At 66.9% G+C, this 15,218-nt stretch carries 14 protein-coding genes; 4 read left to right on the top strand and 10 right to left on the bottom strand.

The genetic code is table 11. From position 1 onward, the window contains the following. The 3 genes from tolB to ACO06X_RS07965 all read left to right on the top strand — a co-directional run bounded on the left by tolB (nucleotide 1) and on the right by ACO06X_RS07965 (nucleotide 2,551). Nucleotides 1-1,377, top strand: a complete 1,377-nt coding sequence (gene tolB, locus ACO06X_RS07975; protein WP_421839393.1) for a Tol-Pal system beta propeller repeat protein TolB — start codon at nucleotides 1-3, stop codon at nucleotides 1,375-1,377. A 90-nt stretch (nucleotides 1,378-1,467) separates the two neighbouring features. Further along, complete coding sequence (gene pal / locus ACO06X_RS07970; RefSeq protein ID WP_421839873.1) at nucleotides 1,468-1,986, top strand: peptidoglycan-associated lipoprotein Pal; 519 nt, start codon at nucleotides 1,468-1,470, stop codon at nucleotides 1,984-1,986. A 19-nt stretch (nucleotides 1,987-2,005) separates the two neighbouring features. Further along, the gene (locus tag ACO06X_RS07965; RefSeq protein ID WP_421839392.1) at nucleotides 2,006-2,551 is read left to right on the top strand and encodes a J domain-containing protein; all 546 of its coding nucleotides are present in this window, start codon (nucleotides 2,006-2,008) and stop codon (nucleotides 2,549-2,551) included. Between the two features lie 99 nt (nucleotides 2,552-2,650). Here the strand turns inward: ACO06X_RS07965 and ACO06X_RS07960 are convergent, their stop codons facing one another. From ACO06X_RS07960 to ACO06X_RS07925, 8 genes are all read right to left on the bottom strand, one after another. Then, nucleotides 2,651-3,826, bottom strand: coding sequence for a CCA tRNA nucleotidyltransferase (locus ACO06X_RS07960; RefSeq protein WP_421839391.1), 1,176 nt, complete (start codon nucleotides 3,824-3,826; stop codon nucleotides 2,651-2,653). Next, complete coding sequence (locus tag ACO06X_RS07955) at nucleotides 3,819-4,421, bottom strand: NUDIX hydrolase (RefSeq protein WP_421839390.1); 603 nt, start codon at nucleotides 4,419-4,421, stop codon at nucleotides 3,819-3,821. Before ACO06X_RS07955 ends, ACO06X_RS07960 begins: the two co-directional genes overlap by 8 nt. After that, the gene (locus ACO06X_RS07950; protein ID WP_421839389.1) at nucleotides 4,418-4,987 is read right to left on the bottom strand and encodes a DUF1285 domain-containing protein; all 570 of its coding nucleotides are present in this window, start codon (nucleotides 4,985-4,987) and stop codon (nucleotides 4,418-4,420) included. The genes ACO06X_RS07955 and ACO06X_RS07950 overlap by 4 nt, the downstream gene beginning before the upstream one ends. Before the next feature lie 22 nt (nucleotides 4,988-5,009). Continuing rightward, nucleotides 5,010-5,519: a GNAT family N-acetyltransferase gene (locus ACO06X_RS07945; RefSeq protein WP_421839388.1), complete on the bottom strand. Its 510-nt coding sequence runs from the start codon at nucleotides 5,517-5,519 to the stop codon at nucleotides 5,010-5,012. A 74-nt stretch (nucleotides 5,520-5,593) separates the two neighbouring features. Continuing rightward, nucleotides 5,594-8,173, bottom strand: a complete 2,580-nt coding sequence (locus ACO06X_RS07940; RefSeq protein WP_421839387.1) for a CPBP family intramembrane glutamic endopeptidase — start codon at nucleotides 8,171-8,173, stop codon at nucleotides 5,594-5,596. After that, complete coding sequence (locus ACO06X_RS07935; protein ID WP_421839386.1) at nucleotides 8,170-8,910, bottom strand: ABC transporter ATP-binding protein; 741 nt, start codon at nucleotides 8,908-8,910, stop codon at nucleotides 8,170-8,172. The genes ACO06X_RS07940 and ACO06X_RS07935 overlap by 4 nt, the downstream gene beginning before the upstream one ends. 145 nt (nucleotides 8,911-9,055) lie before the next feature. Further along, nucleotides 9,056-9,721, bottom strand: coding sequence for an SDR family NAD(P)-dependent oxidoreductase (locus tag ACO06X_RS07930; RefSeq protein ID WP_421839385.1), 666 nt, complete (start codon nucleotides 9,719-9,721; stop codon nucleotides 9,056-9,058). Nucleotides 9,722-9,836: 115 nt separating this feature from the next. Next, nucleotides 9,837-10,964, bottom strand: coding sequence for a TauD/TfdA family dioxygenase (locus ACO06X_RS07925; protein WP_421839384.1), 1,128 nt, complete (start codon nucleotides 10,962-10,964; stop codon nucleotides 9,837-9,839). A 239-nt stretch (nucleotides 10,965-11,203) separates the two neighbouring features. Here ACO06X_RS07925 and ACO06X_RS07920 point away from each other — a divergent pair, with 239 nt between their 5' ends. Beyond that, on the top strand, nucleotides 11,204-12,388 hold the full coding sequence (locus tag ACO06X_RS07920) for an MFS transporter (protein ID WP_421839383.1): 1,185 nt from the start codon (nucleotides 11,204-11,206) through the stop codon (nucleotides 12,386-12,388). A gap of 111 nt (nucleotides 12,389-12,499) precedes the next feature. On the opposite strand, the gene add is transcribed toward ACO06X_RS07920, so the two are convergent. Continuing rightward, nucleotides 12,500-13,624 (bottom strand): adenosine deaminase, encoded by a 1,125-nt coding sequence (gene add / locus ACO06X_RS07915; protein ID WP_421839382.1) that lies wholly within the window; start codon nucleotides 13,622-13,624, stop codon nucleotides 12,500-12,502. 97 nt (nucleotides 13,625-13,721) lie between these two features. Then, nucleotides 13,722-15,119, bottom strand: a complete 1,398-nt coding sequence (locus ACO06X_RS07910) for a helix-turn-helix domain-containing protein (protein ID WP_421839381.1) — start codon at nucleotides 15,117-15,119, stop codon at nucleotides 13,722-13,724. Nucleotides 15,120-15,218: the final 99 nt, after the last annotated feature.

Genomic DNA, 15,218 nt, shown 5'->3' with positions numbered 1-15,218 from the left:
TTGCGTAGCACTCTTGTCGTTGGCCTTTGCGCGTTCCTCGCCGCCTCGCCGGTTCTGGCGCAACCTGCCACACCTGCACCCCAGCCTGCCGCATCGGCCGCGCCGGCGGATTCCTCGCCAGAGGAAGACGTGGTCGGCACGATCAACAACGATGCTGCCATCGCGATCCCGACCTTCCCGACCAACGAGATGCTGCCCACCGCAGCCGATGGCGGGAACACAGAGGCGCTCGGGCGCAATCTTGCGCGGGTGATCTACGGCGATCTCAAGAACAACGGGCTGTTCCGCCCGGTCGGTCCCGATTCGCTGCCAGGCATTGCCTATGGCGAAGTGACCGCGCCGGCGTTTCCGAACTGGCGCGCGCGGTCGGCGGAGATGCTGGTACAGGGCTTCGTCAAGGGCGGGGTCGATGGCCGGCTGACAGTGGGCTGCTACCTCTATGACGTGGCGCTGGGCAGCGAGCTGGCGCGGCAGGGCTATGTGGTGAAGCCCGAGGAGTGGCGCCGCGCGGCGCACAAGTGTGCGGACATGGTCTATTCGCGGCTTTCAGGGGAAAGCCCGTTTTTCGACAGCAAGATCGCCTATATCGCCGAGACGGGGCCGAAGGATCATCGCCGCAAGCAGCTGGCGATCATGGATTCGGACGGGGCCAACCACCGCTTCATCACCAACGGCCAGGCAACCGCGCTGACCCCGCGCTATTCGCCGGACTATTCGAAGATCGCCTACCTCAGCTTCCTCAACGGCACCCCGCGCATCTATGTCTATGATATCGGCAGCGGGCAGCAGCGACTGGTGACCGAGGGCAAGGGGCCGACTTTCGCGCCGCGCTGGTCGCCCGATGGCAAGTCCATCCTCTATTCGATGGCGATTGCCGGGAATACGGACATCTACCGCGTGCCCGCAACCGGCGGCGAATCGGTGAAGCTGACGGATTCGCCGGGGATCGACGTGGGCGGCAGCTATTCGCCCGATGGCAGCAAGATCGTGTTCGAAAGCGACCGTTCAGGCAGCCAGCAGATCTACGTGATGAACGCCGATGGCACGAACCAGAAGCGCATCAGCTTTTTCGGCGGACGCTCCGCCACGCCCGAATGGAGCCCGCGCGGTGACCAGATCGCGTTCACCCACATCGCGGGCAATCTTCGCATCGCGGTGATGAACCCATCGGGCGGCGAGATGCGCTACCTTACCGACAGCTGGCAGGATGAAGCGCCGACATGGTCGCCCAACGGCCGCATCGTGCAGTTTTTCCGCACCGCAAAGACCACCGGCAAGACCTCGATCTGGCAGGTGGACCTGACCGGAGGCAACGAGCGGCGGCTGAATACGCCGGTCGATGCATCGGACCCCGCATGGGGCCCGGTTCTGCCCTGAACTGGTGCCAAAACCGTTTGCCGATTCGCCTTGTGCAATGCACTCTGGCGCTGATTGACCAAAGGAGACCCGTCCGTGACCCGCAAGATCATCCCATCGAAAGTCTTGACTGGCCTGCTGCTCACCTCCGGCCTCGTGCTTGCCGGTTGCGCCACCAAGCCCAAGGAACTGCCGCCGCAGCCGACCGGCGCGACGACCACGACGACGACCACGCCGCCGCCGGTCAGCCAGCCGATGGGGCCGGTGCCGGGCAGCCAGGCCGATTTCATGGCCTCGGTGCTGGGCGACACGATCCTGTTCGACACGGACCGCTATAACGTGGACAGCGAGGATCAGGGCATCCTGCAGAGCCAGGCGCAGTGGCTGGCGCGCTATCCCGGCAAGCGCGTGACCATCGAAGGACACTGCGACGAGCGCGGCACGCGTGATTATAACCTTGCTTTGGGCGAGCGCAGGGCCAATGCGGCGAAGAACTACCTCGTCAGCCTCGGCATCGATGCTTCGCGCATCACCACGGTGAGCTATGGCAAGGAGCGCCCGGTCGCTCTGGGTTCGGACGAGGCAAGCTGGGCGAAGAACCGCCGTGCGGTGACGATCACCGTACAGTGAAAAGGGATTAGCCACTTCGATGGCACGGCAAGGCAGATCGGCTGACTGGGGTTTCCCACGCTGGCGCGGCTATGGTGGCGCGCGCGAGGCGGCCCCGGTGCGCCTGTGCGACCGGGCCGGCTGCGACGAGAAGGGCGACCGGCCTGCTCCCAAATCGCCCAACAACCCGGACCGGTGGTATTTCTGCGAGCGCCATGCCGCCGAATACAACGCCGGGTGGAACTACTTCGAAGGGCTCGACAAGGAAGAGGCCGAGCTGCGCGAGAAGGCCGAGCGGGGCGAGGCTTCGGGCTATGCGCAATCGGCCTATCAGGCCTGGGCAGGCCCCGGCGACGGCAGCCGCAGCCGCGACGAGATGCGCGCGCTGGAAGCGCTGGGGCTGGAAGTGGACGCCGATTTCGAGGCGGTGCGCAAGGCGTGGCGCAGTCGTGCCAAGGAAGTGCATCCCGATGTGCGCCCCGGCGATGCCGAAGCGGCGGCGGAGTTCCTGAAGCTGCAGACGGCCTATGAAGTGCTGCGCGCCGCCGAGGAGCGGCGCGAGTGGAAGGGGTCTGACGCGGGCTGAGGGCCTGGCGCATGGTGTCTCGACTTCCAGCCCTTCAGGCTGGAAGTTCATCCCGAGCGACGTCGAGGGGCTCGACACCAACGGGACTTTGTTTTCTGCTCAGCCGATTTCTTCGCTGAGCAATTCCGCGATGCGGGCTTCTTTTGGAAAACCTTCCGCCACCCAGCGGGCTTCGACCGCGCGGAGGATGCGGGCGACTTCGGGGCCGGCGCTGACGCCGCGAGCGACGATCGTGCCGCCTTTGAGCGGAAACCGCGGGATATCCCAGCCATCGAGCGGGGTGGTGTCGCTGCCAGTGATCAGCAAGCGATCAAGCGCGGCTTCGCGGCCGACCTTGTAGGCGAGCGGGCGGGCGGGTTCCTCGGGGCTGGTCCGCGCGGCGACGAGGGCGAGGTGCTTGCGCTGGGCGATCGAGAGCCTGAGGCGCGCGGCGATCTGTTCGGCCAGCAGCGGATCGGCAGGGAGTAGCGCGGCGAGGCGGCGCAGGGGTTCGGGCGCAAGGGCGCGGGCTGCTTCGGCGGCGAGGAGCGGCGGGAGCGCGGCGGGATCGGCTTCGGGCAGGATCACGCCAAGCACGCCGAGTTCAGCCATGCGCGCGACGGTGGGCGTCGGGTTGGGCAGCGCCAGCAGCATGAGGAGTTCGCTGGCGATGCGTTCGCGCGAGAGGCCCTTGAGGCCCGGCGCGAGCGCACTGCAGGCGGCTTCCGCCTCTGCATCAGCAGGAAGCGAGCCGAAGCGGGCCTGGAAGCGGAAATAGCGCAGGATGCGCAGGTAATCCTCGCGGATGCGCGCCTCTGCATCGCCGATGAAGCGCAGGCGGCGGGCCTTGAGGTCTGCGAGGCCGCCGAAGTAGTCGTGAACCGTCAGGCCCTGCGGATCGGCGTAGAGCGCGTTGATCGTGAAATCGCGGCGGGCCGCGTCTTCCGACCAGTCGGTTGAAAACGCGACGGTGGCGTGGCGGCCGTCGGTCGAGACATCGCGGCGCAGGGTCGTGATCTCGACCGGGCCGTCAGCGAGCACGGCGGTGACGGTGCCGTGGGCAAGGCCGGTGGGAACACTGCGGATGCCTGCGGCCTTGAGCCGCTCGATCACCGCAGGCGGTTCGAGCGGGGTGGCCATGTCGATGTCCTTCACCGCGATGCCCAGCAGCGTATCACGCACCGCACCGCCGACGTAGCGGACGAGGCCTTCTCCGGCCGGATCGAGCGCGGCGACGAGTGCGGCGAGGTCTTCGCGACGGGTCCAGTCGGCCGCAGGAAGGCGCGTTTCAGCCATGCCAGCGGATCCGCTGCGCAAGATTGGCGATAATCCCGGCGGTGACGCCCCAGATGCGGTGCTCATTCCACTGGATATCGATGTAGCTGCCGCGCCGCCCGGCCCATTCGCTCTCCCGCCGGACGTGGTTGGCGGGATCGAGCACGAAGCCGAGCGGGGGCTCGAACCAGCTCGCCACTTCGGCAGGATTGGGCTGGATGGGCAGGTCTGGCGGAACCATCGCGAGGACGGGGGTGATGTCGTAGCCGGTGCCAGTGCGGTACTGGTCGGTCGCGCCGATCACGTCCACCAGCGCGGGATCGATGCCGAGCTCCTCGTTCGCCTCGCGCAGCGCGGCCTCGATCGGGGTTTCGCCCGCATCGATTTTGCCGCCGGGGAACGCGGCCTGCCCGGGGTGCGCGCGCATGTGCGAGGGGCGGTGGATGAGGAGCACGCCGGGGCCTTGCGCATGGTCTGGCCGGTCGGTGACGGCGATCAGCACGGCGGCGGCGCGCAAGGGCGTATCGGGAAGCGGGCGCCAGTCCTCGTAAGCGGGCGGGACGGGGAGGGCATGCCCGACGTCGAAAAGTTCGGCGAGGCGTTCGCGCAGGCTCATGCGGGCAGCAGGCTGAAGCGGGTGCCCCGGCTTTCGACCGCGAGCGCTTCGGGTTCGGAGAGCGTGAGCGCGTGGTCGATCAGCTGGCCGTAGGTGCTGCGGTTGAGCCGCGCTTCGGTGCCATGGCGCACGGCGAGGTAGAAGGCAGGCACTTCGGGCGTGCCCGCAGCGCGCAAGGGGTGGTCGGGACCGGCGAGGACCACGTCGTCGCTATTGAGGCGGAACGCGATGACCGGGTGGCCGTTCTCGTCGCTGCGGACTTCCATGTCGGTCGCGATGAAGGCGGCGTCATCCACCGCGATGGCGAGCTTTTCGACCGGGGTGACGAGCCAGTGCCGGCCTGCTGCATCGCGGGTGAGGAGCGAGGAAAAGGCGCGGACCATGGCCGGGCGGGTGATCCTGCCGCCCTCGTGGAACCACGTGCCGTCTGCCGCGATGCGCATGTGGCTTTCGCCGATGTTCGCGGGCGACCAGCTCTCTACCGCTGGCAAGCGGCGTGAAGCGATGGCCTCTGCCAGTTCGCTCAGCGAAAGCGCTGCAAGTTCGGGGGGCGGTTCATAGGGCACGAACCGCCGATGCCAGATCAGATCAGCCGCGCCAAGGGCCGAGCATGCCCCCTGTGGGCAGGACGGCCGGATTGGCGGTGCGGCAGAGCAGGCGCGCCGGGTCCCACGGGCCGGGCAGCTTCCATCCGCCGGTGTGCGCGGCGGAAAAGCCGAAGAAGCGGCCATAATAATCCAGATCGCCGATCATCACCTGCGGCAGCGGTGCGCGCGGATCGATTGCGGTGAGGCTGGCGGTGACGAGCGCCTTGCCATAGCCCTGGCCTTGAAGGCCCGGGAGGACAGCGACCGGGCCGACCATGATCATCGGGTGGGCGCGGCCGCTTTCATCGTTCAGCGCGACAGGCCAGCACTGGATCGTGCCGGCGATATGCTCGCCTTCATCGAGCGCGGCGAAGGACAGGCCGGGGAGCCACTCGGTCCCCTCGCGTACCTTGTAGGCCGTGCGCGCGAAGCGGTCCGGCCCGAAGGCGGCATCGAGCACCTCTTCGATCAGCGCGGAATCGATATCGGCAAGCGGGATCAGCGTGGCCAAGGGGATGCGGGCTTTCGGGTGGATGGCGGAAGGCGCGCCGATAGCGGGCGAGGGGGCCGGGGGCAAGCGCGGGGTCACGATCCGGTCAGCACGACGACTGTATTGTAGGCCATGTGGAGCACGACGGCCGGGGCGAGCCTGCCGGTGCGCTTGAACATCACGCAATTGAGCGCCCCGAGCAGGCCCACCGGAAGCCATGCGATCGGCGGGTGATAGATCGCGAAGAAGGCGGCGGCGGCAAGCACCGCTTTCCAGCCGCCCCATTGCCGATCCAGCGCCCGGTAGAGCAGGCCGCGGAACAGATATTCCTCGGCAAAGGGCGCGCAAAGGATCGCGATGAAGGCATAGCTGAAGCGCAAGGACGGGTTGGCGGCCCACTGGGCGTGAGTCGCCGCGATGTCGTGCGCAAACGGGGAAAACATGGCGAGGATGTGGATATAGGCCCAGGCGAAGCCGCCGAGCAGCAGGCCGAGTGCGAGGCCTTCCGCCATCGCCCGCCCGTGATAGCGCAGGAGGTTCCACAGCGTCTCCCACGGTGCGACGAACATGTGCACGGCCTGCGCGGGCGGAGGAGACCACAGCCACGCGGCTGCTGGATTCATGCCGCGATCTTCCAGGACGCGCGCTGTCACCATCGAGACGAGCACGGCGCTGGCCGAATAGCCGACGGCCATGGCCAGCGGCAGATTTTCACGCCCGCCGATGCCCGCAACGAAGGCGGCGATCACGGAGGAAAGCTCCAGCATCGCGCTGACCGCGATCATCGCGTGCATCAGCGTGGGCGGCGGCGGCAGCTTTTCCGACCAGGGATCATAGAGATAGGGCAGCCGAGCGCGGAAGTTTTCCCACATCGCGGCGGCGGTGACCCATGAATAGACGATGCCGACGATGGCAAGCGACCAGACCTGCGTGCAGATGCCGATCGCGAAGGTCAGCATGCCGAGCTGCGCGGCCCAGCGCCGCCCGGAGGGGATCGGCTGCGCTTCGCCCGATTCCGAAACGACCGTGACCAGCGTGACAGCCTTTTCGGCCATGCTGCGGGCGAAGAGGTACCAGCCCACGCCGACCAGCGCGATCTTCCACCAATCCTGCGGGAACAGCGCGCAGCCCAGCAGCAGGACCACTGCAACCAGCAGTGTTGCGATCAGCGACCACAGCCAGGCCTTGGCCTTGAGCACGCTTTCGATCCCTTGCGGCCAGGTCAGCGCGATCCACAGCGCCGAGCCTTCCGAGACCAGCGACTTGGGGCCGAGAACCCAGAGCATGTAGGTGCCGAGCGCGATCGCTGCACCGGCGAGGAGGTTCCAGGATTGGGCGGCGAGACTGAGTGCGCCGCGCAGCTGGAACATGTTGTAGCCAGCGACGGTGAGCGGGATCAGGATGGTCTGCACGATGGCGCTGCGATCGCGCAGGAACCACAGGACTTCCTTGCGAAACAGCGGCTCGCGGCCGAAGCGCGTCTGCCGTGCGGGTCCTGTGGTCAGCGTTTCGGCCGCGAAGGCACCCGACAGGCCATTGCGCAGCGCGCGCACGCTGAGCCAGACGGCGAAGCCGAGCATGGCGGCGGCGAGGAGCCAGCCAAAGGCGATGGCACGCAGGAACGAGCGGCCCCCCGCACCATCAAAGCCGAGCAGCAAGGCGAGCAGGGGCGCGGGCAGGCGCGCGGCGATGGCAAGGGTGCCGGCAAAGTGCCCGACCAGCCAGTCGATCGTGGCGGCGCCGACAATCGGGCCAACCATGCCGACGAAACCGAACCAGCTGATGACGCCGATCATGCCGCCGCGGGTGCGCGGGGACAGGCGCAGCACCGCGGAAATTTCAAGCGCCTTGCCCAGGCAGCCCGCCGCAATGGTGAGGGGAATGCCGATCACCACCGCGCCGATGAGGCCCAGCAGCACATCGTAGGTGAGACCGAGCAGGGCGCCGACGAACAGCGGTCCGGCCCAATAGGTAGGGTTGGCGGCAAGCGGCGCGATCATCTCGGCAAGGAAGACCGCGCCGGGTTGCACCGGGTGCGAGAAGAGCCATTCCCACATGGGATGGCGGCAGCGCTGGATGTCGAGCTCCAGTCCCTCGCCCTGGCATACCAGCGTTACCAGCCAGAGCAGGACGAGCAGCGATCCCAGCAGCGCGGGGATTGGTTGCGAGAGACCTTGCGGGGTGAGGCCGGGTTCTGCGCTTTCGGCAAGGACAAGCCCGTTGCTGCCTGGTGCCGCGACGCGCGCGCGCAGCTTTGCCGCGATCTCTTTTTCGTCCTCGCCGCGCTGATCCCGCGCGATCCTTGCCGCTTCGTCGCCGATGGCCTCCGCCAGCGAATCGCTGCGGACCCGCGGCGAGGCAAAGGATGTCTGATCGGCTTCCTGCACCTGTTCGAGGAATTCCTCGCTGACAACCATGTGCCCGTGGAGCTCTGCTTCGGCGCGCTGGCCGGCGGTTACCGCAACAAACACCGAGCCTGCCGCGAAGCCATGGATGACGAGGCTGATGATCAGGCCGACCAGCAAGCCGACGCCCGACCAATCCGTTCCCTTGCCGTCGCTTCTTTGGCTGAGCAGCTGCTGCTGCCGCTTGCTGCGCCCGCTCTGGCGGCGGCGCGCCGATGCCAGCAGCAGGCGCACGGTGCCCCAATAGCCGGGGGGAGAGGCGGCGCTCATTCCTGCGCGGGCCGGGCGGTCAGCTTCAGGAACAGCGCTTCGAGATCGGGCTCGCCGTGGCGGGCAGCGAGCGCGCCAAGCTCGCCCTGTTCGACCACGCGGCCTTCGTTCACGATCACCGCGTGCGAGCACAGGCGCGCAACGTGGTCCATCAGATGGGTCGAGAAGAGGACCGTGGTGCCGGTGGCCGCTGCCTCGTTCACCAGATCATAGAACAGGCGGGTAGATTCTACGTCGAGCCCGTTGGTCGGCTCATCCAGCACGAGCAGGCGCGGCTGGTGCAGCATGGCGAGCAGCAGGCCGAGCTTCTTCTTCATGCCGCGCGAGTATTCCTCGGCATATTTGTCGAGATCGTCGGCAAGGCGCATGCGCACCGCGAGGGCTTCGATCCTCGCCATCGCCTCCGGCACGTCGAGGCCGTGCATCCCGGCGCTGAGCGCAAGAACCTCGCGGCCGGACAGGTAGGAATAGAACACCGGCTCGTCGGGCAGGAAGCCGATCGCGCGCTTGACCTCGACCCGGTCCTCGAACGCATCGAGCCCGGCGACGCGCAGCGTGCCCGATGTGGCCTTGAGAATGCCCATGAGCAGGCGGAACAGCGTGGTCTTGCCCGCGCCGTTGGGGCCGAGCAGGCCGCAAATCTGGCCGGGCGGAACGCGGAAGGAAACGTCGGTCAGTGCGGTCTTGGGGCCGAACGACTTCGAGACGCGTTCGATAATGACGATATCGTCATCCATGCGGGCCGCGCTCGACTGGCAGGAGAGGTGAAAGCCGCCCGGATAGCGCCAATGCAGCCGAGCGTACCGGCAGACCTATTCTACACCAATATGGTTCCATTACTCCAAGTCTAACAGACAATTACGGCCAAGCAACCGCAGCGTCTCACAAGATCACTTCCACCGGGGCGGGGGCGGGCATGGTGTGAAGATCCCAGAAATGCCCGGCGATCGTTTCGGGCGCAAGCGGTGTGCCGGGGAGGATCTGGCCGGTGACGGTGACCGTGCCGACGCGGATCGCCGAGCCTTCCAGTTCCTTGTGCAGCGCCTGGGCAAGGTTGCGGATCCCGGCCTTGCCGATGGCGAGCGAGGCGGCCGGGAGCCAGCCGGTGGGATCGAGCGCGAGGCCGCCGCCGGTGAACAGCACCGTGCCCTTCCCGCGCGCCTGCATGGCCGGAAGCACCGCCTGCACCGCCGCCAGCGCACCGCCGACGTTGACACGGAAGTCCGCCACCAAGCCATCGAGCGGGATCTGCGAGGGGACCGCAGGCGTGGCGCTGTAGGCATTGTAGATCAGCACTTCGATCGGCCCCAGCTCGGCCTCGACAGCGTGGACGGTGGAACCGAGGGCGGTGAAATCACCGGCATCAACCGCGCGCAGATCGAGTTTTTGGCCCTGTTCTGCCATGGCGGCTGCGAGCGCAGCGGATTTTTCGGGACTGCGCGCCAAGCCCGCGATCGCATAGCCACCGGCGGCAAAGCGCTGGGCAAGCGCGGCGGAAAGACCGGGCCCCATGCCGATGATGAGCGCGACGGGGCGCGTGGCAGACATGCGCTGTTCTCCTCTTCCAGTGACCGTCTCAGCCCTCGCCGGCGGTCTTGAATCCTCACGATACTGCGCCCTTGCGGACGCTGTATATGAGGAATTCGAACGGCAGGCCGCTCGATCAGTGCGTCTTGCGCGCCAGCAGCCGCAGCCGCGAGTTGAATTCGCCGCGATCGACGTAGCAGCCGTGGAGATGGCGGAAGCCGGTTGCCGGGTTGAATGCCTCGCGCCCGTGCAGCACGCGGCGGTTGTCGAACACGATCATCTCGCCCGCCTTGAGCTTGAAGGTGAGCCGGTAGGCGGGGTCGCGCGTCATCGCCATGAAGGCGCGGTAGGCGCGGTAGTAGGCGGGCATGACGTCCGCCGGCATATCGAACGTGGCGGCGATATGCGCGTTCCAGCGGATTTCGCTGATGGCACCCGCGCGGTCCCCAGTGGCATTCAGCGTGATCACCGGGGCGTGGGTGCGGATATCGGCGTCTGCATCGTGGAAGCGGAAGGGGATGGCGATTTCGCTGAGCAGGCGGAAAGCCTCCGGATCCTTCGCGCGCAGATCCTCGGCCAGGGCAAAGCCATCGGCAAAGAGCGAGCCGCCGCCCTCGGCCTCGTTGGCGAGGCAGTGGAGGAACTGGAAGCCCGGTGGCACTTCCTGATTGGGCAGATCGGTGTGCAGCGGCAGGGTGACGGCGGTATAGGCAAGGTTGTTGGGATCGGGCTTGCTGACGACCTCGAAGGTCATGCCGAAGTTGGTTTCGCGCAGGAAACCGATCTTGCAGGCAATCTCCACGCCCGCGTCGATCCGGTCGTCGAGGCCATCGACGATCGAAAGACCGACGGCGGCGGTATCCTGCATCCACGCGCGCAATGCGCCATCATTCTCGAGCAGCTGGGCCGCAGCATAGCGCGGCACGCTGGCCGGGGTGAGATCCGCGCGCCAGAGCCGGGGCACAATCGCGGCGGGGTCCTTTGTGGCGCAGCCGGGACGATGCTCGAAGAGCAGGGCCATGGGCACGCGGCTGACATGGCCATCGGCGAAGTGCAGGATCACTTCGTCGCCCGCGCGCTCGGCATCCAGCAGGACCGGCTCGGGATCGAGCGTCAGCAGATCGAGCACGCGTTCCTCGGTCTGCGGGTGGAAGGCGCTGGGGCAATTGTCGCGAAGCCAGAGCGTGGGATAAGTCACGCGGCCCGAGCGGGACCACGTAGCGAGGAGGGCATCCGCCCGCACCTCAAGGGCTGAGATTTTCATGGAAACGTCCCGTCATGGAGCAAGGGTCAGCTGACGATGTTGATCAGCCCTTGCGTGGCGGCGGGCGCCAATCCTGCACCTTGCCATAGCGGAACGACGCGGGGCGCCGGCCATGGATCAGGTCTAAGCAGGAGAATGTCATGATGCTGCAGCGTATGGCGTATCGTTTGGTTGGACAACTGTAAAACAAGCGTTGCCCTCATTGCCACTTGCTGCGCAGCATGCCACCCCTGCGGGCGATGGATAAAACGCAAGGCAGCGCAAGAACCGCGGCGAAGGACAACGTTCCCTTTGTCCCCACCTTGATCGGCATTGGCGCGGCAACCGCGGCGGCGCATATCGGCAATAACTTCACCACTTATCTGGTCGGCGGACTGATGGACCGGTTCGGTTTCACACCCTTTGCGATGGGCGCGTGGAACATGGCCGAGACGCTGAGCTATGCTGCCGCGATGTTTCTTGTCGCGCCGCGCGCGCGCGGGCTCGATGCGCGGGTGCTGGCGATGATCGCGAGCGTGGTGGTGATTGCGGCGCAGGCAGGATCGGCGCTGACAGGGGCCTATCCGCTCTTGCTCGCCGGGCGGATCGGCACGGGGCTGGGCTTTGGCCTGATGAACAGCGCGCTCAATCTGGCGGCGGGGCGCACGGGCAATCCGGCGCGGTGGATCTCGCTGGGGATCGCGGTGCAGACCTTGCTCTATAGCGGGATCGCGATTGTGGTGCCGCTGGTCGGGCGCGACTATGGCGCGAACGGGATGTTCCTTGGGCTGGCGGGGATTTCCGTGCTGTTTGGCCTGTGCGCACTGCTGCTGCCGGGGGGCAAGGGTGCAGTCGAGGAACACGCGCAAGCGGCGGCGCCCATCGGCGCGGAAGGATGGCGCGTGCTGGCGGCGATGGCGCTGTTCGCGTTTGGCTCGCTGGCGATCTGGCCCTTCATCGAGCGGACCGCGCACGCCATCGGCATCCCGGCGACGCAGTTCGGGCTTTATCAGAGCGCGGCGGTGCTCGCGAGTGCGGTGGGCAATGCCGGGCTGGCCATGGTGATCGGCCGCTTGCCGCGCGCCTGGCCGCTGGCGGCGGCGCTGGGCATGTGCGCCTTGATGTGCGGCTTGCTGACCACGGTGGGGAGCGAGGCGGCGTTTGGTGCGGCCTTCGTCGCGTTCATGGTGAGCTGGTTCCTGACCTATCCGCTGCTGCTGCGGCTTGCCTATGCGCAGCCCGCCGGAGAGCGGCTGGCGGTGATGACCACGGGGACGTGGCTGCTTTCGCAGAGCCTCGGCTCGCTGGCGGCAGGCGCAATGGCGCAGGGCTTTGGCGCTTATACGCTGATCGGCCCGGTCGGCGGCGTGATCTGCGCGCTGGCGATTGCTGCGGCCATGCCGGTGGCGAGAAGGTTGGACGGGAAAGTGGGCTCAACTTCGTGAAGAGACCTTTCCCAACCCCGCTCACCCTGAGCTTGTCGAAGGGTGCTGGCGCAACTGTTGTGCGTGATGCTTCGACAGGCTCAGCATGAGCGGTTTTGGGAATGGAGCCAGCTAGGCGGCACTCGCGAGATAAGCTTCCAGCTTTGCGATCAGCGCGGCCTTGTCAGCCGCTGGCAGCCATGCGGCTTCAAAACCGTTGCGGGCGATTCCGGCGAGATCGGCGCGGGTGAGGTTGCTGCGGGAGACGGCGCGCAGCAGCACCTCGTTGATGTATTCGCTCGCCATGTAGGCGGGGTCGTCTGACGAGATCGTGACCTTGAGGCCGGCGTCCAGCATCGAACGCACCACATCGACCGGCTGGGCGATGCCGCGCCGCAGGGTGCCGGAGAAGGTGGGGCAGACGGTGAAATACATCCCCCGCTGTTTGGCGATGGCGACGAGTTCGGGCGACTGCACGATATTTCCGCCGTGGTCGATCCGGTCGACCTTGAGGTCCACGAGCGCGGTGCGGATGTTCTTCAAGGTGTCGACCTGATCGACATCGCAGTGGGCCGTGACGTGGAGGCCGTTGGCGCGGGCCTTGGCGAAGTGGGCGGCGAACTTTTCGGGCGGGTGGCCCGCTTCATCCGAATCGAGCCCGACGCCGACGAGGTGCTGCTTGAAGGGCAGCGCGGCATCGAGCGCGGCCATGGCGCTTTCCGCTGAAAGATCGCGCACGAAACACAGGATGAGCTGCGAGCGGATGCCGAGCTTCGCCTCGGCGTCGCGGCGGGCGCGGGTGATGCCCATGATCACGGCTTCCATCGCCACGCCGCGCTTCAGGTGCTCCTGCGGATCGAAGAACATTTCGGTGTAGATCACGTTCTGCGAGGCGGCCTTGGCGAGGTAGGCGTAGGCGAGATCGTAGAAATCCGGCTCCTTCAGCAGCACTTTCATGCCGTCGTAGTAGATCGCGAGGAAGCTAGGCAGGTCGTGGTACTGGTAGCTCGCCTTCATCGCCGCGACGTCGGCGAACGGGAGGTTCAGGCCGTTGCGCTTGGCGAGGGCAAACTTCATCTCGGCCTCTAGCGTGCCTTCGAGGTGCACGTGGTATTCGGTCTTGGGCAGGCCCTTGATGAAGGTGACAAGCGCGGGATCGACGCCTTCGGCGGGCGCGGCTGCATAAACCCAGCGGGGGAGCATGGCGAGCGTGGTTGCGGCGGTGAGGCCAGCCATGAGTGTGCGACGTGTGATCATGTATTCGGCCCCCGGATTGTCCCTTTGCGGGCACATTCGGGATGCAAATGGGCGGGGTCAATCGGGTTTTGTGCAATGGACCGTGCTGGAAATGCGTTCAGCTTTCCGCAAAGGTGAACGGCTCGGGCGTCTTGCGGTAGTCGTCCGGGAGAATCTCGCGGCCCAAGGGCGGTTCGGCGCGGGCGGTGCAGGTGGCGCGATTGCAGAGGCGGCAGGTGACGCCAATGGGCGTGGGGGCGGGCTGTTCGCCGCGGGCGTAGATTAGCCTTGCCGCGTGTTCGGCGGTGCAGCCCAGCGCAATCGCGCGCAGCACGGCGGGCTTGCCATGGCCGCCGCCGCCCGAGGTGACAGAGCGCGCGACGCTGAAGAAGCGCTCGCCGCCGGGGAGTTCGAGCCACTGGGTGAGCACTTCGCCCGGGCGCCGGAAGCAATCGTGCAGGCTCCACAGCGGGCAGCCGCCGCCGTGCGCTGCGAAGGGGAAGCCGGCGCCGTCCAGCCGCTTTGAAACGTTGCCAGCCGCATCAACGCGGATGAAGAAGAACGGCACGCGCTCCTGCCCGGGGCGATTGAGCGTGGTGAGGCGGTGGGCGACCTGCTCGAAGCTCGCGCCGAATTGGCCGGACAGCGCCTCGATATCGTAGGCGCGCGCTTCCACCGCGCGGGCGAAGCGGTCGTAGGGCATGATCAGCGCGGCCGCGCCATAGGCGGCGAGCGCGCGGCGGACGAGCTGCGCGGCGGTTTCGCTCGAGAAGCTGGCACCGCGCACGAGGGCGGCGATCTCGCTGCGCAGCGCGGTATAGGCGATGTGGAGCGCGATCTGCCAGCGGCGCGCCTGCGGGCTCAGCGTCTCGTCGATCAGCAGCTGTTCGGCGTGGCGGTCATAGCGGCGCAGCGCGTCCATCATGATCTCTGCCGGCATGAGGCGCACGCGCAGGCCCTGTCCGCGCAGATATTCGGCGAGCCCGCCTTCCTGCAGGCCGCCGAGCTTTTCGATCTCCTCCGAAAGGGCCTCGGCCTTGCTGTCGAGCGCGGGGAAGTAGTTGCGGCGCTGGGCGACGAATCGGCGCGCTTCGGCGAGCGGATTGGCCACATCGCTGCCCGCGCCGCCGCGAAGCCCGGCCAGCGCCTGCTGTTCGCGCATGTAGGCCGTGTGGAGGCGCAGCATGGCCTCGGTCACGCCGGGATAGCTCGTGGCGACGTCCGCCACTTCGAGTGCGGGCAAATCGATCTCGGCGAAGATCGGATCCTTCAGCACGTCGGCAAGGCGGCGGGCGTAGTCGTCGCGCTCGTCCGCCGCGAGCTCGCTGACATCGAGCTTGTAGGCCTTGGCGAGACGCAGCAGGAGATCGGCGGTGAGCGGGCGCTGGTTGCGTTCGAGCAGCGCGATATAGCTCGGTGAGATCGCGAGATCGTCGGCCATGACCGCCTGCGTGAGGCCAAGTTCACGGCGCAAGCGCTTCAAGCGGGGGCCAAGGTAGAGCGGGCGCGATTCCATGGGTTCGGGCAGTCCTGTGAAGCCTGTACAACTTTACAAGCATATTCTGTAAAGTTTGACAACATGACTGCGCTGCGGGTTTCGCGGGTGCGTTCGCGG

Origin of the sequence: Novosphingobium sp., assembly GCF_965229225.1 — a bacterium.
In the GTDB taxonomy this organism is placed as follows: domain Bacteria; phylum Pseudomonadota; class Alphaproteobacteria; order Sphingomonadales; family Sphingomonadaceae; genus Novosphingobium.
The sequence above is the reverse complement of the archived record's forward strand: the minus strand, read 5'-3'. Positions and strand labels throughout refer to the sequence as shown.

Bases quoted from the DNA above. Each gene is read 5' to 3' on its own strand.
- ACO06X_RS07960 (WP_421839391.1), bottom strand. From the start codon at position 3,826: ATGGCTGAAACGCGCCTTCCTGCGGCCGACTGGACCCGTCGCGAAGAC.
- ACO06X_RS07930 (WP_421839385.1), bottom strand. From the start codon at position 9,721: ATGTCTGCCACGCGCCCCGTCGCGCTCATCATCGGCATGGGGCCCGGT.
- ACO06X_RS07935 (WP_421839386.1), bottom strand. From the start codon at position 8,910: ATGGATGACGATATCGTCATTATCGAACGCGTCTCGAAGTCGTTCGGC.
- ACO06X_RS07940 (WP_421839387.1), bottom strand. From the start codon at position 8,173: ATGAGCGCCGCCTCTCCCCCCGGCTATTGGGGCACCGTGCGCCTGCTG.
- ACO06X_RS07925 (WP_421839384.1), bottom strand. From the start codon at position 10,964: ATGAAAATCTCAGCCCTTGAGGTGCGGGCGGATGCCCTCCTCGCTACG.
- ACO06X_RS07965 (WP_421839392.1), top strand. From the start codon at position 2,006: ATGGCACGGCAAGGCAGATCGGCTGACTGGGGTTTCCCACGCTGGCGC.
- ACO06X_RS07920 (WP_421839383.1), top strand. From the start codon at position 11,204: ATGGATAAAACGCAAGGCAGCGCAAGAACCGCGGCGAAGGACAACGTT.
- ACO06X_RS07910 (WP_421839381.1), bottom strand. From the start codon at position 15,119: ATGGAATCGCGCCCGCTCTACCTTGGCCCCCGCTTGAAGCGCTTGCGC.
- ACO06X_RS07955 (WP_421839390.1), bottom strand. From the start codon at position 4,421: ATGAGCCTGCGCGAACGCCTCGCCGAACTTTTCGACGTCGGGCATGCC.
- add (WP_421839382.1), bottom strand. From the start codon at position 13,624: ATGATCACACGTCGCACACTCATGGCTGGCCTCACCGCCGCAACCACG.